The organism is Lentzea pudingi, from assembly GCF_014646255.1.
GTDB lineage: Bacteria > Actinomycetota > Actinomycetes > Mycobacteriales > Pseudonocardiaceae > Lentzea > Lentzea pudingi.
The window spans coordinates 44,716-63,938 of the sequence record NZ_BMNC01000001.1; the positions used below are offsets into that span (position 1 = coordinate 44,716).

General features: G+C 68.8%; 19 protein-coding genes. 13 read left to right on the top strand and 6 right to left on the bottom strand.

What is annotated here, in order from left to right; translation table 11 throughout:
- Nucleotides 1-51: 51 nt before the first annotated feature.
- Nucleotides 52-1,197, bottom strand: a complete 1,146-nt coding sequence (locus tag IEY88_RS00215) for an FAD-dependent monooxygenase (protein ID WP_189152500.1) — start codon at nucleotides 1,195-1,197, stop codon at nucleotides 52-54.
- Between the two features lie 110 nt (nucleotides 1,198-1,307).
- Between IEY88_RS00215 and IEY88_RS00220 the strand changes: the two genes are divergently transcribed.
- A complete protein-coding gene (locus tag IEY88_RS00220; RefSeq protein ID WP_229692961.1) occupies nucleotides 1,308-1,766 on the top strand; it encodes a MarR family winged helix-turn-helix transcriptional regulator in 459 nt (152 codons plus the stop codon).
- Nucleotides 1,767-1,963: 197 nt separating this feature from the next.
- Here IEY88_RS00220 and IEY88_RS00225 read toward each other — a convergent pair whose 3' ends face one another.
- Nucleotides 1,964-2,290 carry a helix-turn-helix transcriptional regulator gene (locus IEY88_RS00225; protein WP_229692962.1) on the bottom strand — a complete coding sequence of 109 codons (327 nt, stop codon included), beginning with the start codon at nucleotides 2,288-2,290 and terminating at the stop codon, nucleotides 1,964-1,966.
- Between the two features lie 206 nt (nucleotides 2,291-2,496).
- Between IEY88_RS00225 and IEY88_RS00230 the strand changes: the two genes are divergently transcribed.
- The 4 genes from IEY88_RS00230 to IEY88_RS00245 all read left to right on the top strand — a co-directional run bounded on the left by IEY88_RS00230 (nucleotide 2,497) and on the right by IEY88_RS00245 (nucleotide 6,189).
- Nucleotides 2,497-2,904 (top strand): nuclear transport factor 2 family protein, encoded by a 408-nt coding sequence (locus IEY88_RS00230; protein ID WP_189152502.1) that lies wholly within the window; start codon nucleotides 2,497-2,499, stop codon nucleotides 2,902-2,904.
- Nucleotides 2,904-3,521 carry a ScbR family autoregulator-binding transcription factor gene (locus IEY88_RS00235; protein WP_189152503.1) on the top strand — a complete coding sequence of 206 codons (618 nt, stop codon included), beginning with the start codon at nucleotides 2,904-2,906 and terminating at the stop codon, nucleotides 3,519-3,521. Before IEY88_RS00230 ends, IEY88_RS00235 begins: the two co-directional genes overlap by 1 nt.
- A 93-nt stretch (nucleotides 3,522-3,614) precedes the next feature.
- Nucleotides 3,615-4,850 (top strand): ATP-grasp domain-containing protein, encoded by a 1,236-nt coding sequence (locus IEY88_RS00240; RefSeq protein ID WP_189152504.1) that lies wholly within the window; start codon nucleotides 3,615-3,617, stop codon nucleotides 4,848-4,850.
- Nucleotides 4,851-4,920: 70 nt separating this feature from the next.
- A complete protein-coding gene (locus IEY88_RS00245) occupies nucleotides 4,921-6,189 on the top strand; it encodes a serine/threonine-protein kinase (protein ID WP_189152505.1) in 1,269 nt (422 codons plus the stop codon).
- A 40-nt stretch (nucleotides 6,190-6,229) separates the two neighbouring features.
- Here IEY88_RS00245 and IEY88_RS00250 read toward each other — a convergent pair whose 3' ends face one another.
- The 3 genes from IEY88_RS00250 to IEY88_RS00260 all read right to left on the bottom strand — a co-directional run bounded on the left by IEY88_RS00250 (nucleotide 6,230) and on the right by IEY88_RS00260 (nucleotide 9,210).
- Nucleotides 6,230-6,895, bottom strand: a complete 666-nt coding sequence (locus tag IEY88_RS00250; RefSeq protein ID WP_189152506.1) for an HAD family hydrolase — start codon at nucleotides 6,893-6,895, stop codon at nucleotides 6,230-6,232.
- Nucleotides 6,896-6,917: 22 nt separating this feature from the next.
- Nucleotides 6,918-8,216, bottom strand: a complete 1,299-nt coding sequence (locus IEY88_RS00255; RefSeq protein ID WP_189152507.1) for a wax ester/triacylglycerol synthase family O-acyltransferase — start codon at nucleotides 8,214-8,216, stop codon at nucleotides 6,918-6,920.
- 61 nt (nucleotides 8,217-8,277) lie between these two features.
- Complete coding sequence (locus IEY88_RS00260; RefSeq protein WP_229692963.1) at nucleotides 8,278-9,210, bottom strand: anti-sigma factor RsbA family regulatory protein; 933 nt, start codon at nucleotides 9,208-9,210, stop codon at nucleotides 8,278-8,280.
- 146 nt (nucleotides 9,211-9,356) lie between these two features.
- Here IEY88_RS00260 and IEY88_RS00265 point away from each other — a divergent pair, with 146 nt between their 5' ends.
- Nucleotides 9,357-10,094: an alpha/beta fold hydrolase gene (locus IEY88_RS00265; RefSeq protein WP_189152508.1), complete on the top strand. Its 738-nt coding sequence runs from the start codon at nucleotides 9,357-9,359 to the stop codon at nucleotides 10,092-10,094.
- A gap of 576 nt (nucleotides 10,095-10,670) precedes the next feature.
- On the opposite strand, the gene IEY88_RS00270 is transcribed toward IEY88_RS00265, so the two are convergent.
- Nucleotides 10,671-11,210 carry an MOSC domain-containing protein gene (locus IEY88_RS00270; protein WP_189152509.1) on the bottom strand — a complete coding sequence of 180 codons (540 nt, stop codon included), beginning with the start codon at nucleotides 11,208-11,210 and terminating at the stop codon, nucleotides 10,671-10,673.
- 265 nt (nucleotides 11,211-11,475) lie between these two features.
- On the opposite strand from IEY88_RS00270, the gene IEY88_RS00275 reads away from it, so the two are divergent.
- The 7 genes from IEY88_RS00275 to IEY88_RS00305 all read left to right on the top strand — a co-directional run bounded on the left by IEY88_RS00275 (nucleotide 11,476) and on the right by IEY88_RS00305 (nucleotide 19,223).
- A complete protein-coding gene (locus tag IEY88_RS00275) occupies nucleotides 11,476-12,471 on the top strand; it encodes a LacI family DNA-binding transcriptional regulator (RefSeq protein ID WP_189152510.1) in 996 nt (331 codons plus the stop codon).
- Between the two features lie 118 nt (nucleotides 12,472-12,589).
- Nucleotides 12,590-14,233, top strand: a complete 1,644-nt coding sequence (locus IEY88_RS00280) for an ABC transporter substrate-binding protein (RefSeq protein WP_189152511.1) — start codon at nucleotides 12,590-12,592, stop codon at nucleotides 14,231-14,233.
- Nucleotides 14,234-14,235: 2 nt separating this feature from the next.
- Nucleotides 14,236-15,141 carry an ABC transporter ATP-binding protein gene (locus IEY88_RS45370; RefSeq protein WP_189152512.1) on the top strand — a complete coding sequence of 302 codons (906 nt, stop codon included), beginning with the start codon at nucleotides 14,236-14,238 and terminating at the stop codon, nucleotides 15,139-15,141.
- Nucleotides 15,138-16,118, top strand: a complete 981-nt coding sequence (locus tag IEY88_RS00290; protein ID WP_189152513.1) for an ABC transporter permease — start codon at nucleotides 15,138-15,140, stop codon at nucleotides 16,116-16,118. Before IEY88_RS45370 ends, IEY88_RS00290 begins: the two co-directional genes overlap by 4 nt.
- 3 nt (nucleotides 16,119-16,121) lie before the next feature.
- A complete protein-coding gene (locus tag IEY88_RS00295; RefSeq protein WP_189152514.1) occupies nucleotides 16,122-16,940 on the top strand; it encodes an ABC transporter permease in 819 nt (272 codons plus the stop codon).
- A complete protein-coding gene (locus IEY88_RS00300) occupies nucleotides 16,937-17,893 on the top strand; it encodes an ABC transporter ATP-binding protein (RefSeq protein WP_189152515.1) in 957 nt (318 codons plus the stop codon). Before IEY88_RS00295 ends, IEY88_RS00300 begins: the two co-directional genes overlap by 4 nt.
- On the top strand, nucleotides 17,886-19,223 hold the full coding sequence (locus IEY88_RS00305; RefSeq protein WP_189152516.1) for a GH1 family beta-glucosidase: 1,338 nt from the start codon (nucleotides 17,886-17,888) through the stop codon (nucleotides 19,221-19,223). The genes IEY88_RS00300 and IEY88_RS00305 overlap by 8 nt, the downstream gene beginning before the upstream one ends.

The window sequence follows — 19,223 nt, forward strand, 5'->3', positions numbered from 1 at the left end:
GGCTCGATCCTGTGAGGCGCCTGTGGAGAACCTGTCCGTGCTTTATGGCCGCTAGCTGAGGTCCGGCAGAGTCAGCGCCGAGTGTTCGGGACGGGTCTCGGCGGGCATCGTCTCGCGCGAACGCAGTGCGGCGTTGCGTGCGGCCAATGCTTCCGCGGTGCCGGGGAACAGCTCCGCGTTGCCCACGTCGACCAGGCCCTGGTTCGCCTCGACGAACGGACGGATCGTGCGCTCGTACGCCCCGAAGTCGCCCATGTTGCCCGCCAGCACGTAGGCGCCGACGAGCGCGAGACTCGACCCCTGCCCGGTGAGGAACGACGGGGCGTAGGCGGCGTCCCCGACCAGGACGACGCGGCCGGACGACCAGCGCGGCATGCGGATCTGGCTGACCGTGTCGAAGAACAGGTCGTCGGTCTCGTGCATCGCCTTGACCATCCCCGGCACCTCCCAGCCGTCGTCGGCGAACACCGACGCCACGAGGTCGCGCTGGGCCTGCGGGTCGCGGAACGCGCCGAACGGGGCCTCGGCGCGCGTGAAGCTCAGGAAGCCGTGCACGGTCTCGTTCGTGCCCACGGCGTACAGCGCGGCGGCCCGGCCCGGTTCGTTCCACAGCAGGGCTTCCTGTTCGAGGCCGAGGTGGTTGGGCATCGTGAAGCCCGCGAAGCAGTAGCCGAGGTAGCGGTGGAACTGTTCCTCCGGCCCGAAGGTCAGCTCGCGCACCACCGAGTGCAGGCCGTCGGCGCCGATCACGTGGTCGTACGTGCGTTGGAGGCCGCTGCGGAACGTCACGTCCACGCCGTCCGGATGCTCGTTCGTCGTGACGACGGTGTTGTCGAACAGGAACTCCACGTCGTCGCGCACGACGTCGTAGAGGATCTCGGCCAGGTCGCCGCGCCGGACCTCCAGGTCGCTGCCGGTCCCGCCGGTGATCGTCTCCGGCCTGATCGACGCGACCTGGGCGCCGCCCGCGTCGAGGAACGTGATCCGGCGGGTGTCCACGTGGGCCTCGCGCAGGCGGGGGAGCAGGCCCATCCGCTCGACGACTCCCAGCGCCGTGCCGCGGATGTCGATCGGGTAGCCGCCGCCGCGCAGGGTGTGGGACTTCTCCACGACGGTGACGTCGAAGCCGCGGCGGCGCAGCCAGAACGCGAGCGCGGGGCCGGCGATGCTGGCGCCGGAGATCAGGACTGAGCTCATGGTTCCCTCCAGATAACTAACTTAGGTATCCTTTTTCGGATCGCGATGATCGCTACCGTGGCGAGCGACTGAGGCAAGCGTATACCTAAGTTAGGTAAGTAAGGTGTGAGATGAGCGCGCTGGACCCCGCGGCGATGGTGCCGCACCTGATGCAACTGGGCACCGTGCTCAACCGCAGCCGGCTCGTCGAGCGGGCCGCGGAGCAGGTCGGCATCCCGGTCGACCGGCCCGGCCTGACCGTGCTCATCACCCTGCGCATGGCCGGTCAGCCGTTGCGGGTGGGGGAGATCGCCGCACGGATGCAGGTCGTCGGCCCGCACGTCACGAGGCACCTGCACGAACTGGAGCGCGCCGACCTGGTCCGTCGCGTCACCGACCCCGACGACCAGCGTGCGCGCCTGGTCGAGCTCACGGAGAAGGGCGCCGGGGCGGCCGGACGGTATCTGGGAGCCGTCCTCGGCTGGTTCGCCGAGGCCGTCGCCGACTGGTCCGAGGAGGACAGGGAGACGTTCGGCCGGCTCCTCGGCCGGTTCGTGGAGGACCTCCAAGCCCACCTCGTCCGGGAGTGATCCAGGGCCATTGAGCCGATGTCTGCCCCCGGCTCCGGCTTCGAGTCAGCGGCTGCTCGAAGCCGGCGTGCGGGTTGCGGCTGAGGTCCGCTGCCGGTGAGGTGCGGCCTCGGATGTCTGCGAGTTCGCTTCGGGCCTGAGTGGAGGTTGTTGCCGAAAGCGAATTCAGGACAATTCTTGCGATGGCCGGCTCACTATCACAAAGTATTCACCCGGTGGTCGGCACGGTCGTCCGTCTTGGTCCTGCGGTATTCGCGTTCGGCGACCGCCGCCCGGTCGACCTCCGCGTGCGGCACGTCGAGTGCCGCGCTGATCCAGGCGCGCCAGTAGGGGCCGGGAATGCGTTTGCCGCGTTCCCACCTCGACACTTCTTCACGAGTGACGCTGTCGTTTTGTGAGATCTCGCACAACAGGTCCGCGAGTTCCCGCTGGGTGAGGCCCTGCTCGCGCCGTGCCTGGGGAATCAGGGCCGTGATCGGCGGGGTGGCCAGGTGCTCTCTGGCTTGGGGGGCTGCCTTGAGCACGGTTCTGCTCCGTTTCACTGCGATGACGGGGGACGACATCCACAGTGCCTCAAAGTCGATGGTTTCGTGCCGTGCATTGCGGTGATACCGGCGGTCGTTGAAAGTTCAGACACCTATGCAATCACTTGATCGGATGTTCGGAGGAAACAAACTGGTCCAATGGGGTGTGCGCACTCCCGTTTCCAGCGGCTGGTTAGTGTGGGGAAATGTTCTCTACGGTGGAAGTGGTGCAGGTGTTCCTCGCGCGACTCGCGGCGCAGGACGCACCGGGCATCGCGCGGTTGTGCGCACCGGCCGTGGAATGGGAGGCGCCCGAACCGAACGGCGCCCGCTGGACTTTCGGCACGCGCTCCCGTCGTGAGGTCGAGGCCCAGTTCCTGACCTTGTTCGCCACCTACGGCCTGGAGCAGCTATCGGCCCGTCAGGTGATCGTCGACGGAGGAGACGCGGCCGTGATCGGTTCGGCGCGCTGGCGGGTCCAGGCCACCGGGGAGACGGTGGAGACCCGCTTCACCACCGTGCTCTCCGTGCACCTGGGAGAGATAGAGCAGTACTGGCACATGCCCGACACGCTGGCCGCGGCCGTCTCGACCGGCCTGGCGCGGACCGGGTGATGAGCGCGCAACGCGAGAGAGCCGTGCACACGAGGACGAGACTGCTGCAGGCCGCCGCGGAGGTCTTCGACCGCGAAGGGTTCGCCGGTTCCAGCCTCACCGCCGTGTGCTCCAGGGCTGATGTGTCGAAAGGTGCGCTGTACTGCCACTTCCGTTCCAAGGAAGCGCTCGGCGTCGCGATCATCGAGGAGCAGTCGCTGCTGTGGCACCGGTTGCGCGACGAGGTGCTCGCCGTCGAGCCGTCGCCGGTGCAGGCGCTGATCGCGATGTCGTTCGAGTTCGTCAGCAGGCTCGAGACCGACCTGACCGTGCGGGTGAGCGCGAAGTTGTTGCGGGAGGCGGTGTTCTTCGACGTCGCGGCCGCCGCGCAGGTGATCGGCTGGGTCACCGTGGTGCGCGACCTGCTGTCGCTGGCGCGCGAACACGGCGAGCTGCGGCCGGAGGTGAACGTGCGGCACGCGGCCGAGCAGATAGTGGCCGAACTGCTCGGGTTGCAGTTCGTGGCCCAGGCGCTGACCGGCGGCACCGATCTCCGCGTCCGGCTGAGCAGGCTCTGGCGGGCGACTTCCGGCTGTCTCGTCACGGCGCCGGTCCGGGAGAGGTTGCGGTTCGAGTGACGGGCGTCTCGACCCAATCGAGACAGGAATGGCTGCTCAGGCCCCTGCGGTTGTCCTCCTCGTTCAGCGCGGGCACGAACGTGGAGGACAACGGTGACCGGACGCAGCATCGTGGTGGTGGATCCGTTCTCGGCGGGCGGAGCCATCGCCCCCGCGTTCGCGCGGCGCGGCGTCAGTGCGATCGCCGTGCTGACGACCGAGAGACCGCTCGCGGGGCTCACGTCGACCTGGAACCCCTACGACTTCCGCGAGATCCACGTGCTGCACGACCTGGACGAACTCGCCGCGAAGCTCGCCGCGCACGACCCGATCGCCGTCGTGCCGGGCGACGAGACCGGTGTCGAGGCCGCGGAGACGCTGTCGGAGCTCATCGCGCCGGGCCGGTCGAACGTCCTGACGCTCTCGTCGGCCCGCCGCGACAAGTGGCAGATGGCCGTCGCGTTGCGCACCGCCGAGGTGCCGCACCTGCGTCAGATCAGCTCGGACTCCGTCGACGAGGTCGGCGCCTGGATCCGGCGGGAGCACCTCGAGGACTCGCCGATCGTGCTGAAGCCGCAGGCCGGCGGTGGTGCGAACGACGTGTTCGTGGCGATGCCCGGCGACGACTGGCGGGTGGGGTTCGACTGGATCCTCGGCTGCGTTAACAAGCGGAACGTCCGCGACGACAAGGTGCTCGTGCGGGAACTCGCGGTGGGCACCGAGTACGAGGTCGACACCTACTCGATCGACGGGAAGCACGAACTGGTCGCGGTGTGGCGCTACGCCAAGGGGCGCCGCGGCGACCGGTTCGGCATCTACCTGTCGAACACGCTGGTGGCGCCCGGTGAGCCCGTGGTCGGCGCGCTGTTCGAGTACGTGTGCCGGGTGCTCGACGCGACCGGCGTCCGCAACGGTCCCGCGCACGTGGAGGTCATGACGACTCCCGACGGGCCGCGGCTGATCGAGGTCGGTGCGCGGCTCGCGGGCGCGGAGCAGCAGGAGCTCACGTTGCTCGGCACCGGGGAGAGCCAGATCACGCGGATGGTGCGGCACCGCGTCGACGGTGAGACGGCCGGCCGGTACGAGCGGCGCCAGCACGTGAAGGCGGTGTACCTGTCGTCACCGGCGGCCGGTGAGCTCGGCAACTCAGTGCGTTTCGACGAGCTGGCCTCGCTGCTGCCGAGTTACCGGAGCGATGCGCTGGCGTATCGGGAGGGTTCCAGGGTGCCGCGCACCGATGACCTGGGGACGTCGTTGGGATCGGTGGTGCTGGCGACGACCGACCCGCGCCAGCTGGAACGGGACGTGGCGGTGGTCCGGGAGATCGAAGCCGGGCTGATCGTAGTTTGATCTTCAGGACGGGCGGGTACCTGGGACCCCAGGTGACCCGCTAGGTTGCTGTGCAGGCGAGCGGAGGCCCATGAGCGCACCTTGGGACGGCGATCTGACCGGGGCGGTGATCGACAACCGCTTCGTGGTCGGCACGCTCCTCGGTTCCGGCGGCATGGCGGAGGTCTACCGCGCGTACGACCGATCGACGACGTCCTCGGTGGCGATCAAGATCTTCGCGGGTCCCGGCCTGCCCGACGACGAACTGCGCCTGCAGCGCGAGGCGTCGATGCTGGTCTCGCTCGACTGCCCCGGCATCATCCCGGTCTACGCCTCGGGAACGGTGTCGCGGCGCCCGTACTTCGTGATGCGCGAGATCACCGGCGGCACGCTGCGCCAGCGCATGCGCGAACCGCTGCCCCCGAGGTTCGTGGCGCGGATCGGCGGCCAGATCGCCGCGGTCCTGGACCACGTGCACGACCTGGGCGTCGTGCACCGCGACATCAAGCCGTCCAACATCCTGCTCGACGACACCGAGAAGCAGGCGTACCTCGCGGACTTCGGCCTCGCCCTGGTGGCGGAGGTGACGCGGGTGACGACGTCCGGCGTGCTGGTCGGCACCGCGGGCTACCTCTCGCCGGAGCAGGTGCGCGGCGTCGAGGTCGGGCCGCCCGCCGACGTGTACGCGCTCGGGCTGGTGCTGCTGGAATGCCTGACCGGGCGGCCCGAGTACCCCGGCGGGGACGCCGAGGCCGCGCTGGCCAGGCTGGCGCGTCCGCCCAGGATCCCCGTCGACCTGCCCGCGGCCTGGGTGTCGTTGTTGTCCGCGATGACGGACATGGTGCCCAGCCGCCGTCCGTCCGCCGCCCAGGCCGCGGAGGCGTTGAACGCGGCCCACGAGGCCAGTCGCGGGTTACCGGCCCTGCTGCCGGACGCGGCGGTCACGTTCGCCGCCTCGGCGCCCTCGGTCGTGCCGGAGCCCCGGTCCCGCAAGCGGTGGGCGATCGCGGCCGCTGCCGTCGCGGCGACCGCGGTGGCCGCGGTGGTGGTGAACTTCGCCGGTGGGGGTGAGGCTCCTGCCGCGGACAAGCCGGTGGCGCCGGATGCACAGACCCGCGTGGTGACGGTGACGCAGTCGACGGTGACCGTGGTGCAGACGTCGTCCGGGGTCTCGGAGGCGCCCGGTGTGCCGGGGGCGCCGCAGCCCGGGTCCGGTGGGGTGGTCGCCGGGACGTCCACGCAGGTCGTGGAGACCAGCGAGGTCGTGCCGGTCGGGGAGACGACCACGACCAGCAAGGACAAGAAGAACAAGAAGAAGTCTTCGGAGGTCCCGGCTCCGTCGACGGTTCCTCAGCCGTAGCAGTCGTCCCGGGCTGCTACGGCGGCTCCGCCGGGGAGTCTCAGGCGTTCGGCTCTTCCACCACGGCGAACGGCAGGTCGGAGAGTTCCGCGCGCAGCGTGTCCAGGTCCGGGTACACCGCCGAAGCCCCGCGGCCGGTCAGCTCGTCCTCGCCGAACCCGCCCGTGAGCAGTCCGATCGACGGCAGCCCCGCCCGTGCGGCGGCCTCGCAGTCCCACACCGAGTCGCCCACGACGACGGCGCGTTCGCCCTTCACCTCGCGCAGCGCCACCTGGATGATGTCCGGCGCCGGTTTGCTGTCCTCGACATCGTCGGACGTCGTCCAGGGGACGTCGCCCGGGTCGAGCAGCTTCAGGTAGTGCTCGATGTGCTTGCTCTTGCCCGAGCTCGCGAGCACCACGGCCAGGCCCAGGTCGGTGGCGGCGCGGATGAGGCGGTGCGCGCCCTCCAGCGGCTGGATCTCGTCCAGCATCTCGTCGAAGTACTGCTCCCAGGCCTCGCGCAGCTTGTCGCCGTGGTCCTCTTCGACCTTGTCGCCCGCCACGGCGGCGACGAGCCTGTCGCCGCCCATGCCGATCGCGCGGTGCACGCGCCACGCGGGCACGGTGACGTCGACGCTGCGGAAGGCGCGCAGCCACGCCACCGTGTGGTGGTAGTTGGTGTCGACCAGCGTGCCGTCCACGTCGAGGACCAGGGTGTTGCTCATGAAGTCAGGTTTGCCCGCGTCCCTACCTCGGCAAACCCACCAGCTCCCTGGTGCCCTGCAGGGCCGAGAGCTCGCGGCGCAGCACGCTGTCGAGCCAGTGCGCGTCCGACATCCACGACTGGTTCGTGTTCAGGCAGACGTGCACGGACGACTTGTAGACCGACAGCGCGATGCCGACCGCGTGGCCTGGGGCGACGGGCGCGACCGGGTACATCTCGCACAGCGACGCGCCGTCGAGGGCGAGCGGGACGGACGGCAGCGGCACCGAGGTGACCAGCGTGTCGAACAGCAGGGGAGCGCAGCGGCCCATGACCGGCGCGGCCAGGCGGTGCACCAGCGGCGGCACCTTGTCGGCGAGCAGCGGCAACGCGCCCGCGCCCCGGTCCGGGCCCGCGGCCTTCGCCGACTCCATCTGCGCGCGGATGTTCCGCAGCCGCTGCGCCGGGTCCGGCTCGCCGACCGGCAGTGAGACGAGGAAGCCGGAGATCTGGTTGCCCGAGGCGCCGTCGCCGGAGCGTGAGCGCTGGTTAACCGGGATCAGGGCCCGGACGACCGAGTCGGGGCCCGCGCTGCCGTGCGCGGAAAGCCAGTGGCGCAACGCACCTGTGACGAGGGCGAGCAGCACGTCGTTCACCGTGCCGCCGTGCGCGCGGCGGATTCGGTGCACGTCCGCGAGATCCAGGCGCGACATCACCACGCGGCGTGGCCGGGTGGACGCGGTGAGCACCGGCGAGTTCAGCGTCGGCGGGCGCGTGTTCATCAGCACGCTCGACGCGATGTCGAGGGTGTCCTTGATCCCGCGCAGCGACGGGAGCGACGGGATGATCGACCTCACCGCCGGTTCCGGAGCGTCCGGAATGGACAGCCGCGACGGGTCGAAGAGCTGGATTCCCAGGCCAACGGCCTTCATGCCGTCGCACAGCGAGTGGTGCAGCTTCGCGACCACGGCGAACCTGCCGCCCGCGAGACCGGTGACGACGTGCAGCTCCCACGGCGGGCGGGCGAGGTCGAGCGGCTGTGCCATGAGGTGGGAGACCAGGGTGGCGAAGCGATCACGGCCGCGCACGTGGTGCGTGAAGACGTGGTCCTCGGGTGCGAAGCCGGGGTCCTCGACCCAGCGCGCGCCGCCCAGCATCGAGGTGCGGGCGCGCTGACGCAGGCGCGGGATCTCTTGCGCCCGTTCGCAGAGCACGGCGGCGATGCGGGCCGGATGCACCGGAGTGGACGGTGCGAAGGTCGCGACCGCACCGAGGTGCAACGGATTGGAGTCGCCCTCCATCGCGAGGAAAGCGATGTCGAGGGGGGAGAGGTGGTCTGTCATATCCGTGCAAGGAAAACAGGTACTCGTGTCGCGCGCATTGCGATGAGATGGCGGTGACTCCCTACCGCCCCAAGTACACTCGAACGGTGGTACCGCTGTGACTCGTGTGGGTGCGAACCAGGTCACACAACAGGTTCACCATCACGATCCCGAAGCCCGACAGGCCGGTGAACGACGGCGGGAAGCCGGCGCCCGCGTCACTCACCTCGCACACGGCGGTGTCGTCCTCCCGCCACAACCGCAGCACCCCGCGGCCGGACGCGTGCAGGATGCTGTTCGTCGCGAGCTCGTTGACCGCGAGCACCAGGTCCTCGACCTGCTCGCGACGCAACCAGTGCGCGTGCGCTGACACGAGCTTGCGCATGTGCGCGAGCGTGCCGACGGAGAACTGGTGCTCCTCGACGCCGGGCGGTGGCGGCGGCAACGGCACGTTGTAGATGTCGGCGAGCGCGGTGGGGTCGGTGTACCACTCGCTCGCCACCCGCCGCTCGCCGTCGATCACCACGGGATGGGTGCGCCGCGCGTCGTCCAGCACGTGACCGGGCAACGCCGTCGCGTCGTACGGGCAGAGGATGACGCCGTGCCGTCCCTCGAACGCGGTGTTGATCAACGCCTCGTGCTGCACGCACGCCGGGTACTCGAGCTCGGTGCGGCCGGGCCAGATCGGTTGCCCGACCATGCGGAACCGGCGCTGGGTGCTCGCGCTGAACGCCATCAGCACACCCGGGATGATCCGCCCGGGGTTGCGGCCGGCCTCGGTCATGTCGATGAAGTGCACCTGGTCCGCGACCGCTCCCAGCCGTGCGCGCAACGGAGCGATGCTCACCTCGGGCACCGCCACCAGCACGGGCTCGCCGTTGTCGACGCCGTCCGCCACGAATCTCGCCGTACCGGAGAGGAAGGTGTCCTCGTCCCGGTAGAACAGGGCTTCGTGCGCGAACGGAGCAACGGCGTTCATCGGCTTCCCGGTGCGGTCGACGGCTGCGGCAGGCATCCATTCTGCTCCCCGTAACAGTGTTTCGGCGGGGGCCAGGCCGGTGGTTGTCGGTAGGCGTGAAGGTGTGAACGGAATTCGCCGTGCGGACGGGGAAAAGCCCAGGCAGACTCGCGGTTGTCGGGGTCTCGCTAGGAGGTGGCGCCGTGCTCGCTCACCACACGCTGACCGGGCCGGAGAACGCGCCGGTCCTGGTGCTCGGCAACGCACTCGGGACGACCACTTCGCTGTGGGACGACTTCTCGTTGCGGTTCCGGGTGCTGCGCTTCGACCACCGGGGGCACGGGCTGAGCCCGGCCGTTCCCGGGGCGTGTTCGATCGCTGACCTGGCCGGGGATGTTGTGGAGCTGTTGGACCACTTGGGATTGCGCCAGGTGTACTACTGCGGGGTCTCGTTGGGCGGGATGGTCGGGATGTGGCTCGCGGCGCACACCGATCGTGTGTCTCGGCTCGCGTTGGTGTGCACTACCGCCTGGGTGCCGGACAAGGGGCGGTTGGACGAGCGGATCTCGGTTGTGCGGGGGTTGGGGATGGAGGCGGCGGCGGATGCTGTTTTGTCGCGGTGGTTCACGCCGTTGTGCCCGCCGGATGTGGTTGCTCGGTTCCGGGCTGAGTTGTTGAGGGTTGATCCGGCTTCGTACCTCGCCTGTGTTGAAGCGGTGCGGGAGATGGATCTTCGGGCTGATCTGGTGAAGATCGATGTGCCCACTGTGGTCGTGGCTGCGGCTCAGGATCAGGCGACGCCTACCGAGTTGGTGCGGCAGATCGCTGATGCGTTGCCGGATTCTGAGTTGTATGTGGTTGGGGATGCGGCGCATTTGGCTGTGGTGGAGGCGCCTCGGACCATTTCGGTGATTCTTGATGATCACTTTGGGAATGAGTAGGCGCCTCGCGCGGGTCGACTTGCGTTGGCTGGTGCCGGTTCCAGCGGGGTTGGTCGCGTACCTGGGGCACGGTCGCCTTGCGAGGGTGGTCCGGCGGGTCATGACGGATCAAGGGGCCGCGATTGGGGCTTGACCTTGAGCCTCTGGCGGGATGCGTGACGGCCGGAAAAAGGCCGGGCTGAGAAGCGCCCGGCCGTGCCCGTGAGGGTGGCATCCCGCCCCCTCAAGGTAAAGCCCCAATCGCCATGTGAGGTGCCTACCGGTACCCATGGATGAGCAGGTTCAGACGGCTCGCTTCGCATCGCCACGCCAGGACCCGTAGGTGGTTGGGATGCGTTGCTGGCTGACCGGTTGGCACCGCGCGCCGGGCTTGCGTCGAGGTTGGCCTGCGATTGCGGCTTCCGGTTGGCACCGCGCGCCGGGCTTGCGTCGAGGTTGGCCTGCGTTGGCGAGTGCGGGTGGCGCGCGCCCGGCTTTGTCCGAGGTTGGCCTGCGTTGGCGAGTGCGGGTGGTGGCGCGCGCCGGGCTTGGTCCGAGGTTGGCCTGCGTGAGCGAGTGCGGGTGATGGTTGCCTGGTCAGACCTTTTCCAGTGGGCGGTGCGGTTCTGCCGGGAGTTCCACGCGGATCTCGTCGCCGGGGCGCACGACGCCGCCCACCAGGACGATCGACATGATTCCCGCGCGCCGCACCAGTTGTCCGTCGGGACCCTTGCCCACCACTTCCTTGAGCAGGCCCTTCGAGAACCTGTCGATCTGGATGCACGGGTTGCGCAGGCCGGTGACTTCCACGACGGCCTCGGGGCCGAGGTGCAGCAGCGTGCCGGTGGGGAGGCCGAGGAGGTCGATGCCTCGGGTGGTGATGTTCTCGCCGATCTCGCCCGGTTCTACGGGGAAGCCCTTCGAGCGGAGCTCGTCGAAGAGTTCGGAGTGCATCAGGTGCACCTGGCGGAGGTTCGGTTGTGTCGGGTCCTGGGCCATCCGGGATCGGTGCTTGACCGTGACGCCCTGGTGGACGTCGCCTTCGATGCCCAGGCCGGCGAGCAGCGTGATGCTGTCGCGGGTGGGCTTGGTGAACGTGTACTCCTCGTTGCGGCTTACCGCCGTGACAACCCCCATGGTCCCGATTGTGCACGATAAGTTGAGACGCTGGGGGGTGCGCCGAACGGAGTAGTGGAACACGGAAGGGCGAATCGATCAAGGTGTATCAATTCGAGTCACTCGATGGTGTTCTACCTGCATCGATGCACGTTGCTGTGGAAACGCTCTCACGAACTTCCGGCAAGAGTCTTGACTAATCCTCAGGTAAGGCTGTTGACTCCGTCACACCTCGTCGGAACCGGTTACGGAACCGGTTCCAGGAGGCGGCGGAAGGAAGTTCGGCATGCGTGTCACGATCGCAGAGGTCGCCCAACGCGCCCAGGTGTCCAAAGCGACCGTGTCACGCGTGCTGAACGGCAAGCCGGACGTGGACGCCTCTACGGCGCAACGGGTTCGCAAGGTCATCGACGAGATCGGGTACGTGCCCAGCGCACGTGCGGTTGGTCTTGCTCGGGGGCGTACGCGGACCGTCGCGATGCTCGCGCCCTCTCTCACGTGGCCGTGGATGGGTGAGGTGCTGCAAGGCATCGTCGACACCCTCGAGGCCGATGGGTACGGGCTGTTGCTCTACACGCTCAACCGCGGGCCGGAGTCGCTGAACCAGTTCGCGAACCACGTGTCCGCCAACGCTTTCGACGGGCTGCTGGTCGTCGAGCCGCCGGACGCGCTGCACTACATCTCCACGCTCTACCGGGCGGGCCTGCCGGTCGTCATGATCGACGACCGCGGCTCGCACCCGGAGTTCCCTTCGGTGACGACGACGAACCGGCAGGGAGGCGCGGATGTCGCGAGGCATCTCGTCGCGGCGGGCCGCCGCAGGTTCGCCGTCGTCACCGGACCTCCGCACTTCGGGTGCACTCAGGCGAGGCTGGACGGGTTCCGGCTCGCTTTGGCGGAGGCGGGCCTGACGCTGCACCCGGATCTCGTCGTCGACGGTGACTTCACCACCGAGGGTGGTGAGGTCGCCGTGGACAAGCTCGTGGCGAGCGGGATCCCGTTCGACGCCGTGTTCGCGCAGAACGACCTCTCGGCGGTCGGGGTGCTGCGGGCGCTGCGGGAGTCCGGCAGGACCGTCCCCGACGACGTGTCCGTGGTCGGCTTCGACGACGTCCCGGTCGCGGGACACACCGAACCCCGGCTGACGACGATCCGCCAGCCGCTGCAGGAGATGGGTGCCGCCGCCGCGCGGATGCTGCTCTCCACGCTCGAGGGACAGCCGATGCCCGACCACCCGCTGGTGCTGCCGACCTCGTTGATCGTGCGCGAATCCGCGCCCTGACTCCACCCCGCTCCACCACAACCGAAGAGAACCCGCCAGGCCACCGCATGCGGCCTGGCGAGTTCGCCGTACGCATGAGAGAGCGCTCTCATGCTTCGTCGTATCGGGAGACTCCCCCATGCGCAGAACAATCATCGTCGCGCTAGCACTGGCGCTCGCGGCGACAGGTTGCTCCTCCGGCGGATCGAGCAAGGCCTCCGGTGTGTTGACCGTGGGCATGCCCAACGGGCCGCTGACCGAGAACCACAACCCGTTCCTGCCCACGTCGGCGGCGGGTTCGCTCGGCTACCGCTACCAGATCTACGAGCCGCTGGCGTTCGTGAACAACACGCGCCCGGCCCAGGACCCGGTGCCGTGGCTCGCGACGAAGTGGGACTGGACGCCGGACTTCAAGAAGGTCACCTTCACGATCCGGGAGAACGTGAAGTGGTCCGACGGCAAGCCGCTCACGGCCGCTGACGTCGCCTTCTCGTACGAGATCCTGAAGAAGTGGCCCGCGCTCAACAACCGCGACTCGCTCAAGGTCGAGACCGCCACGGCCACGCCGGACGGCAAGGTCGAGGTCTCGTTCGCGAGCCCGCAGTTCGTGAACCGCAACAAGGTCATCAGCGCGATGGTGATCCCGCAGCACGTGTGGAGCACCATCCAGGACCCGACGACCTACACGAACCCGAAGCCCGTCGGCACCGGTCCGTACGAGCTGAAGTCGTTCACCTCGCAGACCGTGACGATCGCGCGGCGCGCAGAGTACTGGCAGGAACTGCCCAAGGTCCCGGAGATCCAGTACACCTCGTACAACGACAACACGGCGCAGACCACCGCGCTGGCGTCGGGTGCGAGCCAGTGGTCCTACGTCTTCATCCCGGACTACCAGAAGCTCTACGTCGACAAGGACCCGGCGAACCACAAGCTCTGGTTCCCGGCCGGTCTGGGCATCCACGGCCTGTGGCTGAACACGACGGTGGCGCCGTTCGACAACGCCGCGCTGCGCTCCGCGATGAGCGACGTGATCGACCGCGAGGCGATCTTCGTCAAGGGTGAGGCACGGCTGTTCCCGAAGCTCGAGTCGAAGACCGGCATGCCGTTGCCCGCCGGTGACTCGTTCCTCGCGCCGGAGTACAAGGACGCGAAGTTCAAGATCGACGTCGAGGGCGCCAAGGCCAAGCTCACCGCCGCCGGCTTCAAGTACGCGGGTGACGTGCTCCAGGCTCCCGACGGCAAGCCCGTCACGCTCGAGCTCACGAACCCGTCCGGCTGGTCGGACTACCTGACGGTGCTCGACATCATCAAGGGCGACCTGAAGAAGATCGGCATCGAGGCGACCGTGCGCACGCAGACCGCGGACGCGTGGACGACCGACTTCGCCAACGGCCAGTTCCAGGGCTCGCTGCGCTGGACCAACACCGGTGCCACGCCGTACGAGATGTACCAGAACATCATGGACGGCGCGGAGATCAAGCCGCTGGGGCAGACCGCAGCGGTGAACTTCGGGCGCTACAACAACCCCGAGGCGACGGCGGCGCTGGCCGAGTACGCGAACGCCGCCGACGACGCGGCGCGGGCCAAGGCCCTCGCGGTGCTGCAGAAGATCATGGTCGAGCAGGTCCCCATGATCCCGACCTCCGCCGGCCCGATCGGCGCGGAGTACAGCACGAAGAACTGGGTCGGCTGGCCGACCGAGGAGGACCCGTACGGTCCGCCGCAGGCGACCCTGCCCAACGCCCTCCAGATCGTCATGAAGCTGAAGCCCGCGGGATCCTGATCATGAATGAAGTCGCGCTTGAAGCGAAGGGTCTGGTCAAGACCTACAAGCGCGTGCGTGCGGTGCAGGACGTCTCCATCGTCCTGCGCCGCGGGCGCGTGACCGCCCTCGTCGGCGAATCCGGATCAGGCAAGTCGACGGTGGCGAAGCTGCTCGCGCGGCTCGTGGAACCCACCTCCGGCGAGATCCTGCTGGACGGCGAGAAGGTGCGGAGGGTCCGGGAGTACCGGCGCAAGGTCCAGATGGTGTTCCAGGACCCCTTCGCATCCCTCAACCCGATCCACACGATCCGCTACCACCTGACCCGGCCGCTGAAGATCCACAAGCGGTCGGAGACGGTGGAGGAGTTGTTGCAGCGGGTGAACCTGCCCGCCGACTTCGCCTCGCGGTACCCGCACGAGCTCTCGGGCGGTCAGCGGCAGCGCGTCGCGATCGCCCGTGCGCTCGCGGCGAACCCCGAGGTGCTGCTCGCCGACGAACCGGTGTCCATGCTGGACGTCTCCATCCGGCTCGGCGTGCTGAACCTGTTGCTGGACCTGAAGGAACGGCTCAAGCTCGCGGTCCTCTACATCACGCACGACATCGCGTCGGCGCGCTACTTCGCGGACGAGACGTTCGTGATGTACGGCGGGCAGATCGTCGAGGGCGGGGAGAGCGAGTCCGTGACGCAGCGGCCCGCCCACCCGTACACGCAGCTGCTGATCGAGTCCGCGCCCGACCCCGAACGGGCCGTCGTCGCGCTGGACGCGCCGCTGGAGGAGGTCGCGCAGGTCTCGACCGGCTGCCAGTTCGCGCCGCGCTGCCCGAAGGTGCAGACCCGCTGCTGGACCGAGGCGCCACCGCGCACCGAGGTCGACTCCTACGGGCACTGGGCGGCGTGCTGGTTGTACGTGGAGGCGGCGGCATGACGTTCCTACTCCGCCGTGCGTTGTTCTACTTGGTGACCCTGTGGGCGGCGATCACGGTCAACTTCCTGCTGCCGCGCCTGCTTCCCGGCGACCCGGTGCAGGCGATGATCACCAAGCTCGGTGGCCGGCTGAACAGTGACGCCATGGCGTCGCTGTACGTCCTCTTCGGACTCGACGACAACAAGTCGATCTGGGAGCAGTACGTCGACTACTGGGGCTCGCTGTTCCGGGGTGATCTCGGACTGTCGTTCACGTTCTTCCCGACACCGGTCGCGGACGTGCTCGCGCAGTCGATGCCGTGGACGCTCGGCCTCGTCGGCGTCACCACGGTCATCGCGTTCCTGCTCGGCACCCTGCTGGGCGTCTACGCGGGCTGGAAGCGCGGGTCGTGGATGGACAACCTCATCCCGGTCACGACGTTCCTCTCGTCGATCCCGTACTTCTGGCTCGGGCTGATCGCGATCTCGCTGTTCTCCGTGACGTGGCCGCTGTTCCCGGCGTCCGGCGGCTACGCGCCGGGGCTCGTGCCGGAGTTCTCCGGCGAGTTCATCGGCAGCGTGCTGGAGCACGCGGTGCTGCCCGGCGTCACGATCGTCGTGAGCTCGGTGGCCGGCTGGATCCTCGGCATGCGCAACATGATGGTGACCGTGACCGCCGAGGACTACGTGCTCGTCGCACGGGCCAAGGGACTCACCCAGAAGCGGATCATGTTCGCCTACGCCGCGCGCAACGCCGTGCTGCCGTCGATCTCCGGTTTCGCGCTGTCGCTGGGGTTCATCGTCGGCGGCGCCCTGCTGGTCGAGATGGTCTTCTCCTACCCGGGCCTGGGGTACGTGCTGTTCCAGGGCATCGGCGGGAAGGACTACCCGTTGATGCAGGGCGTGTTCCTGGTGATCACGCTGGCGGTGCTGGTGGCGAACCTGCTCGCGGACATCGGCTACCTGCTGCTGGACCCGCGCACCCGGAAGGAGGGCTGACGGATGAACTTCAAGACCAAGCTGGGCCTGGGCATCCTGGCCTTCTTCACGCTGATCGCGGTGATCGGCGAGTGGATCGCGCCGTACGACCCGTCCGCGATGAGCGACGACCTGCTGTCGCCGCCGTCGGGGTCGCACTGGTTCGGCACGACCATGACCGGGCAGGACATCTTCTCCCAGGTGCTCGTGGGCACCAGGGGGGTGATGGTCGTCGGGCTGGTCTGCGGTGTGCTCGCGACCTTCCTGTCGATCCTCGTCGGGGTGACCGCCGGGTTCCTCGGCGGCGCGGCCGACGAGGCGTTGTCCATGCTGTCCAACGTCTTCCTGGTGATCCCGGCGCTGCCGCTGATCATCATCGTGGCCTCGATGCTGCCCTCGGCGGACACCGTGCTGATCGCCGCGGTGATCAGCCTGACCGCGTGGGCGTGGGGTGCGCGGATCCTGCGCGCCCAGACGATGTCGTTGCGGCGCAGGGACTTCGTGGAGGCCGCGCGGGCGTCCGGTGAACGCACCTGGCGCATCATCGTGTTCGAGGTGCTGCCGAACCTGCTGGCCGTCATCGGCTCCGGCTTCGTCGGCACGGTGATCTTCGCGGTCATGCTGCAGATCACGCTGTCGTTCGTCGGCGTCATCTCGCTGTCGACCTGGAACTGGGGCACGATCCTGTTCTGGGCGCAGAGCAACCAGGCGCTCGGCCTGGGCGCGTGGTGGTGGTTCGTCCCCGCCGGCCTGTGCATCGCGTTGCTGGGCACGGCGCTGGCGCTGATCAACTTCGGGATCGACGAGTACGCGAATCCCCGGCTGCGGAAGGTGCGCGCATGAGCCCGGTGCTGGAGATCCGCGATCTCTCGGTCGACTACGGCACGCTGCGTGCCGTGCACAACGTCACGCTGACCCTGAACAAGGGCGAGGTGCTCGGGCTCGCGGGGGAGAGCGGCAGCGGCAAGTCCACTTTGGCCTACGCAGCGACCAGGCTCCTGCAACCGCCGGGACACGTGCCTTCGGGCGAAGTGTTCTTCAAGGGCAAGGACCTGCTGTCGCTGAGCGACAAGGAACTGCAGGTGCTGCGGTGGAGCGAGATCGCGATCGTGTTCCAGGGCGCGATGAACGCCCTGAACCCGGTCATCTCGGTCGCCACCCAGCTGGACGACGTGCTGCGCACCCACCGGCCGGACGTGAAGCGGCCGGCGCGCACCGCCCGTGCTCGCGAGTTGCTTGGTCTGGTCGGCATCCCGGCCGACCGGCTCACGGCGTACCCGCACCAGCTCTCCGGCGGCATGCGGCAGCGCGTGATGATCGCGATGGCGCTCGCGCTCGAACCCGAGGTCGTCATCATGGACGAGCCGACGACCGCGCTGGACGTGGTGGTGCAGCGGCAGATCCTCGGCCAGATGATGCGGCTGCGCGAGACGCTCGGCTTCTCGGTCATCTTCATCACCCACGACATCTCGCTGCTGGTCGAGTTCTCTGACCGGATCGCGATCATGTACGGCGGGCGCGTGGTCGAGGAGGCGCCGGCGGGGGAGATCTACCGCGCCGCCAAGCACCCGTACAGCCAGGGCCTGCTCTCGTCGTTCCCGGCGTTGCGCGGCCCGCGTCGTGAGCTGAAGGGCATTCCGGGCTCACCGCCGGACCTGCGGTCGATGCCTTCGGGCTGCCCGTTCCACCCGCGGTGCCCGTCCGCGATGGACGTGTGCGGCGAGCGGATGCCGTCGCTCGAGTCCGTGGAGGAGACGCGCCGCGTGGCGTGCTGGCTGGAGGGTGTGCATGTCTAATCCGCGCGAGGGTCTGCCGGCCGACTTCTTCTGGGGCGTCGCCACGTCGGCGTACCAGATCGAGGGTGCCTGGGACGAGGACGGCAGGACACTGTCCATCTGGGACACGTTCTCCCGTCGTCCCGGCGCCGTCGTGAACGGCGAGACCGGCGATGTGGCCTGCGACCACTACCACCGCATGCCGGCCGACGTGGCGATGATCGCGGGCCTGGGCGTCGACAAGTACCGCTTCTCCGTGTCGTGGCCGCGCATCCAGCCCGGTGGCCGCGGCCCGGTGAACCCCAAGGGCGTCGACTTCTACTCCCGCCTCGTCGACGAGCTGCTGGACAAGGGCGTCGACCCGTGGCTGACGCTCTACCACTGGGACCTGCCGCAGGAGCTGGAGGACGCGGGCGGCTGGCCGCACCGCGACACCGCCTACCGCTTCGCCGAGTTCGCGGGCCTGGTGCACGACGCGCTGGGCGACCGGGTGCCGACGTGGACGACGCTGAACGAGCCGTGGTGCTCGGCCATGCTCGGCTACGACACAGGCCGGCACGCTCCGGGCCGCACGAACTTCGCGGAGGCCATGCGCGCCACGCACCACCTGCTGCTGGCGCACGGACTGGCCGCGCGGGAGCTGCGTTCCCGCGGCGTGGCGTCGCTGGGCATCACGCTGAACATGGGCACCCACTCGGCCGCCTCGGACGACCCGCGTGACGTGGACGCGGCCCGTCGCGCGGACGGCCTGGGCACCCGGATCTACCTGGATCCGCTGGTGCACGGGCGTTATCCGGAGGACGTGCTGGCCGACATCGCCGCACGCGGTGCCGGGATGCCGGTCCACCCCGGCGACCTGGAGATCATCTCGACCCCGCTGGACGTGGTCGGCGTGAACTACTACACCTCGCACGTCCACAAGGCGACCGGCGACCCGGCCGTGTCCGAGGTGGTGCCGCAGGGCCGCCCCGTCACCGCGATGGGCTGGGAGATCGTGCCGGAGGGCTTCACGTCGTTGCTGGTCCGGCTGCACGAGGACTACGGCGTGCCGATGGTGATCACCGAGAACGGCGCGGCCTTCGACGACCTCGACGTCGAGGACGGCCACGTCGCCGACACCGACCGCGTCGAGTACCTGAAGTCGCACATCGGGGCCGTGGCCGCCGCCGTGCGCGCAGGTGCGGACGTGCGCGGCTATCTCGCGTGGTCGCTCATGGACAACTTCGAGTGGGGTTACGGCTACGGCAAGCGGTTCGGCATCGTCCGGGTCGACTACGAGACCCAGCAGCGGACCCTGAAGCAGAGCGCGCGGTGGTTCCGGGACCTGATCACCCGGCCCCGCAGTTCCTGA

Coding starts and splice junctions, on each gene's coding strand:
- IEY88_RS00235 (WP_189152503.1), top strand. CDS start 2,904: ATGAGCGCGCAACGCGAGAGAGCCGTGCACACGAGGACGAGACTGCTG.
- IEY88_RS00250 (WP_189152506.1), bottom strand. CDS start 6,895: ATGAGCAACACCCTGGTCCTCGACGTGGACGGCACGCTGGTCGACACC.
- IEY88_RS00230 (WP_189152502.1), top strand. CDS start 2,497: ATGTTCTCTACGGTGGAAGTGGTGCAGGTGTTCCTCGCGCGACTCGCG.
- IEY88_RS00220 (WP_229692961.1), top strand. CDS start 1,308: ATGAGCGCGCTGGACCCCGCGGCGATGGTGCCGCACCTGATGCAACTG.
- IEY88_RS00215 (WP_189152500.1), bottom strand. CDS start 1,197: ATGAGCTCAGTCCTGATCTCCGGCGCCAGCATCGCCGGCCCCGCGCTC.
- IEY88_RS00270 (WP_189152509.1), bottom strand. CDS start 11,210: ATGGGGGTTGTCACGGCGGTAAGCCGCAACGAGGAGTACACGTTCACC.
- IEY88_RS00305 (WP_189152516.1), top strand. CDS start 17,886: ATGTCTAATCCGCGCGAGGGTCTGCCGGCCGACTTCTTCTGGGGCGTC.
- IEY88_RS00260 (WP_229692963.1), bottom strand. CDS start 9,210: ATGCCTGCCGCAGCCGTCGACCGCACCGGGAAGCCGATGAACGCCGTT.
- IEY88_RS00300 (WP_189152515.1), top strand. CDS start 16,937: ATGAGCCCGGTGCTGGAGATCCGCGATCTCTCGGTCGACTACGGCACG.
- IEY88_RS00295 (WP_189152514.1), top strand. CDS start 16,122: ATGAACTTCAAGACCAAGCTGGGCCTGGGCATCCTGGCCTTCTTCACG.
- IEY88_RS00280 (WP_189152511.1), top strand. CDS start 12,590: ATGCGCAGAACAATCATCGTCGCGCTAGCACTGGCGCTCGCGGCGACA.
- IEY88_RS00275 (WP_189152510.1), top strand. CDS start 11,476: ATGCGTGTCACGATCGCAGAGGTCGCCCAACGCGCCCAGGTGTCCAAA.
- IEY88_RS45370 (WP_189152512.1), top strand. CDS start 14,236: ATGAATGAAGTCGCGCTTGAAGCGAAGGGTCTGGTCAAGACCTACAAG.
- IEY88_RS00290 (WP_189152513.1), top strand. CDS start 15,138: ATGACGTTCCTACTCCGCCGTGCGTTGTTCTACTTGGTGACCCTGTGG.
- IEY88_RS00255 (WP_189152507.1), bottom strand. CDS start 8,216: ATGACAGACCACCTCTCCCCCCTCGACATCGCTTTCCTCGCGATGGAG.
- IEY88_RS00245 (WP_189152505.1), top strand. CDS start 4,921: ATGAGCGCACCTTGGGACGGCGATCTGACCGGGGCGGTGATCGACAAC.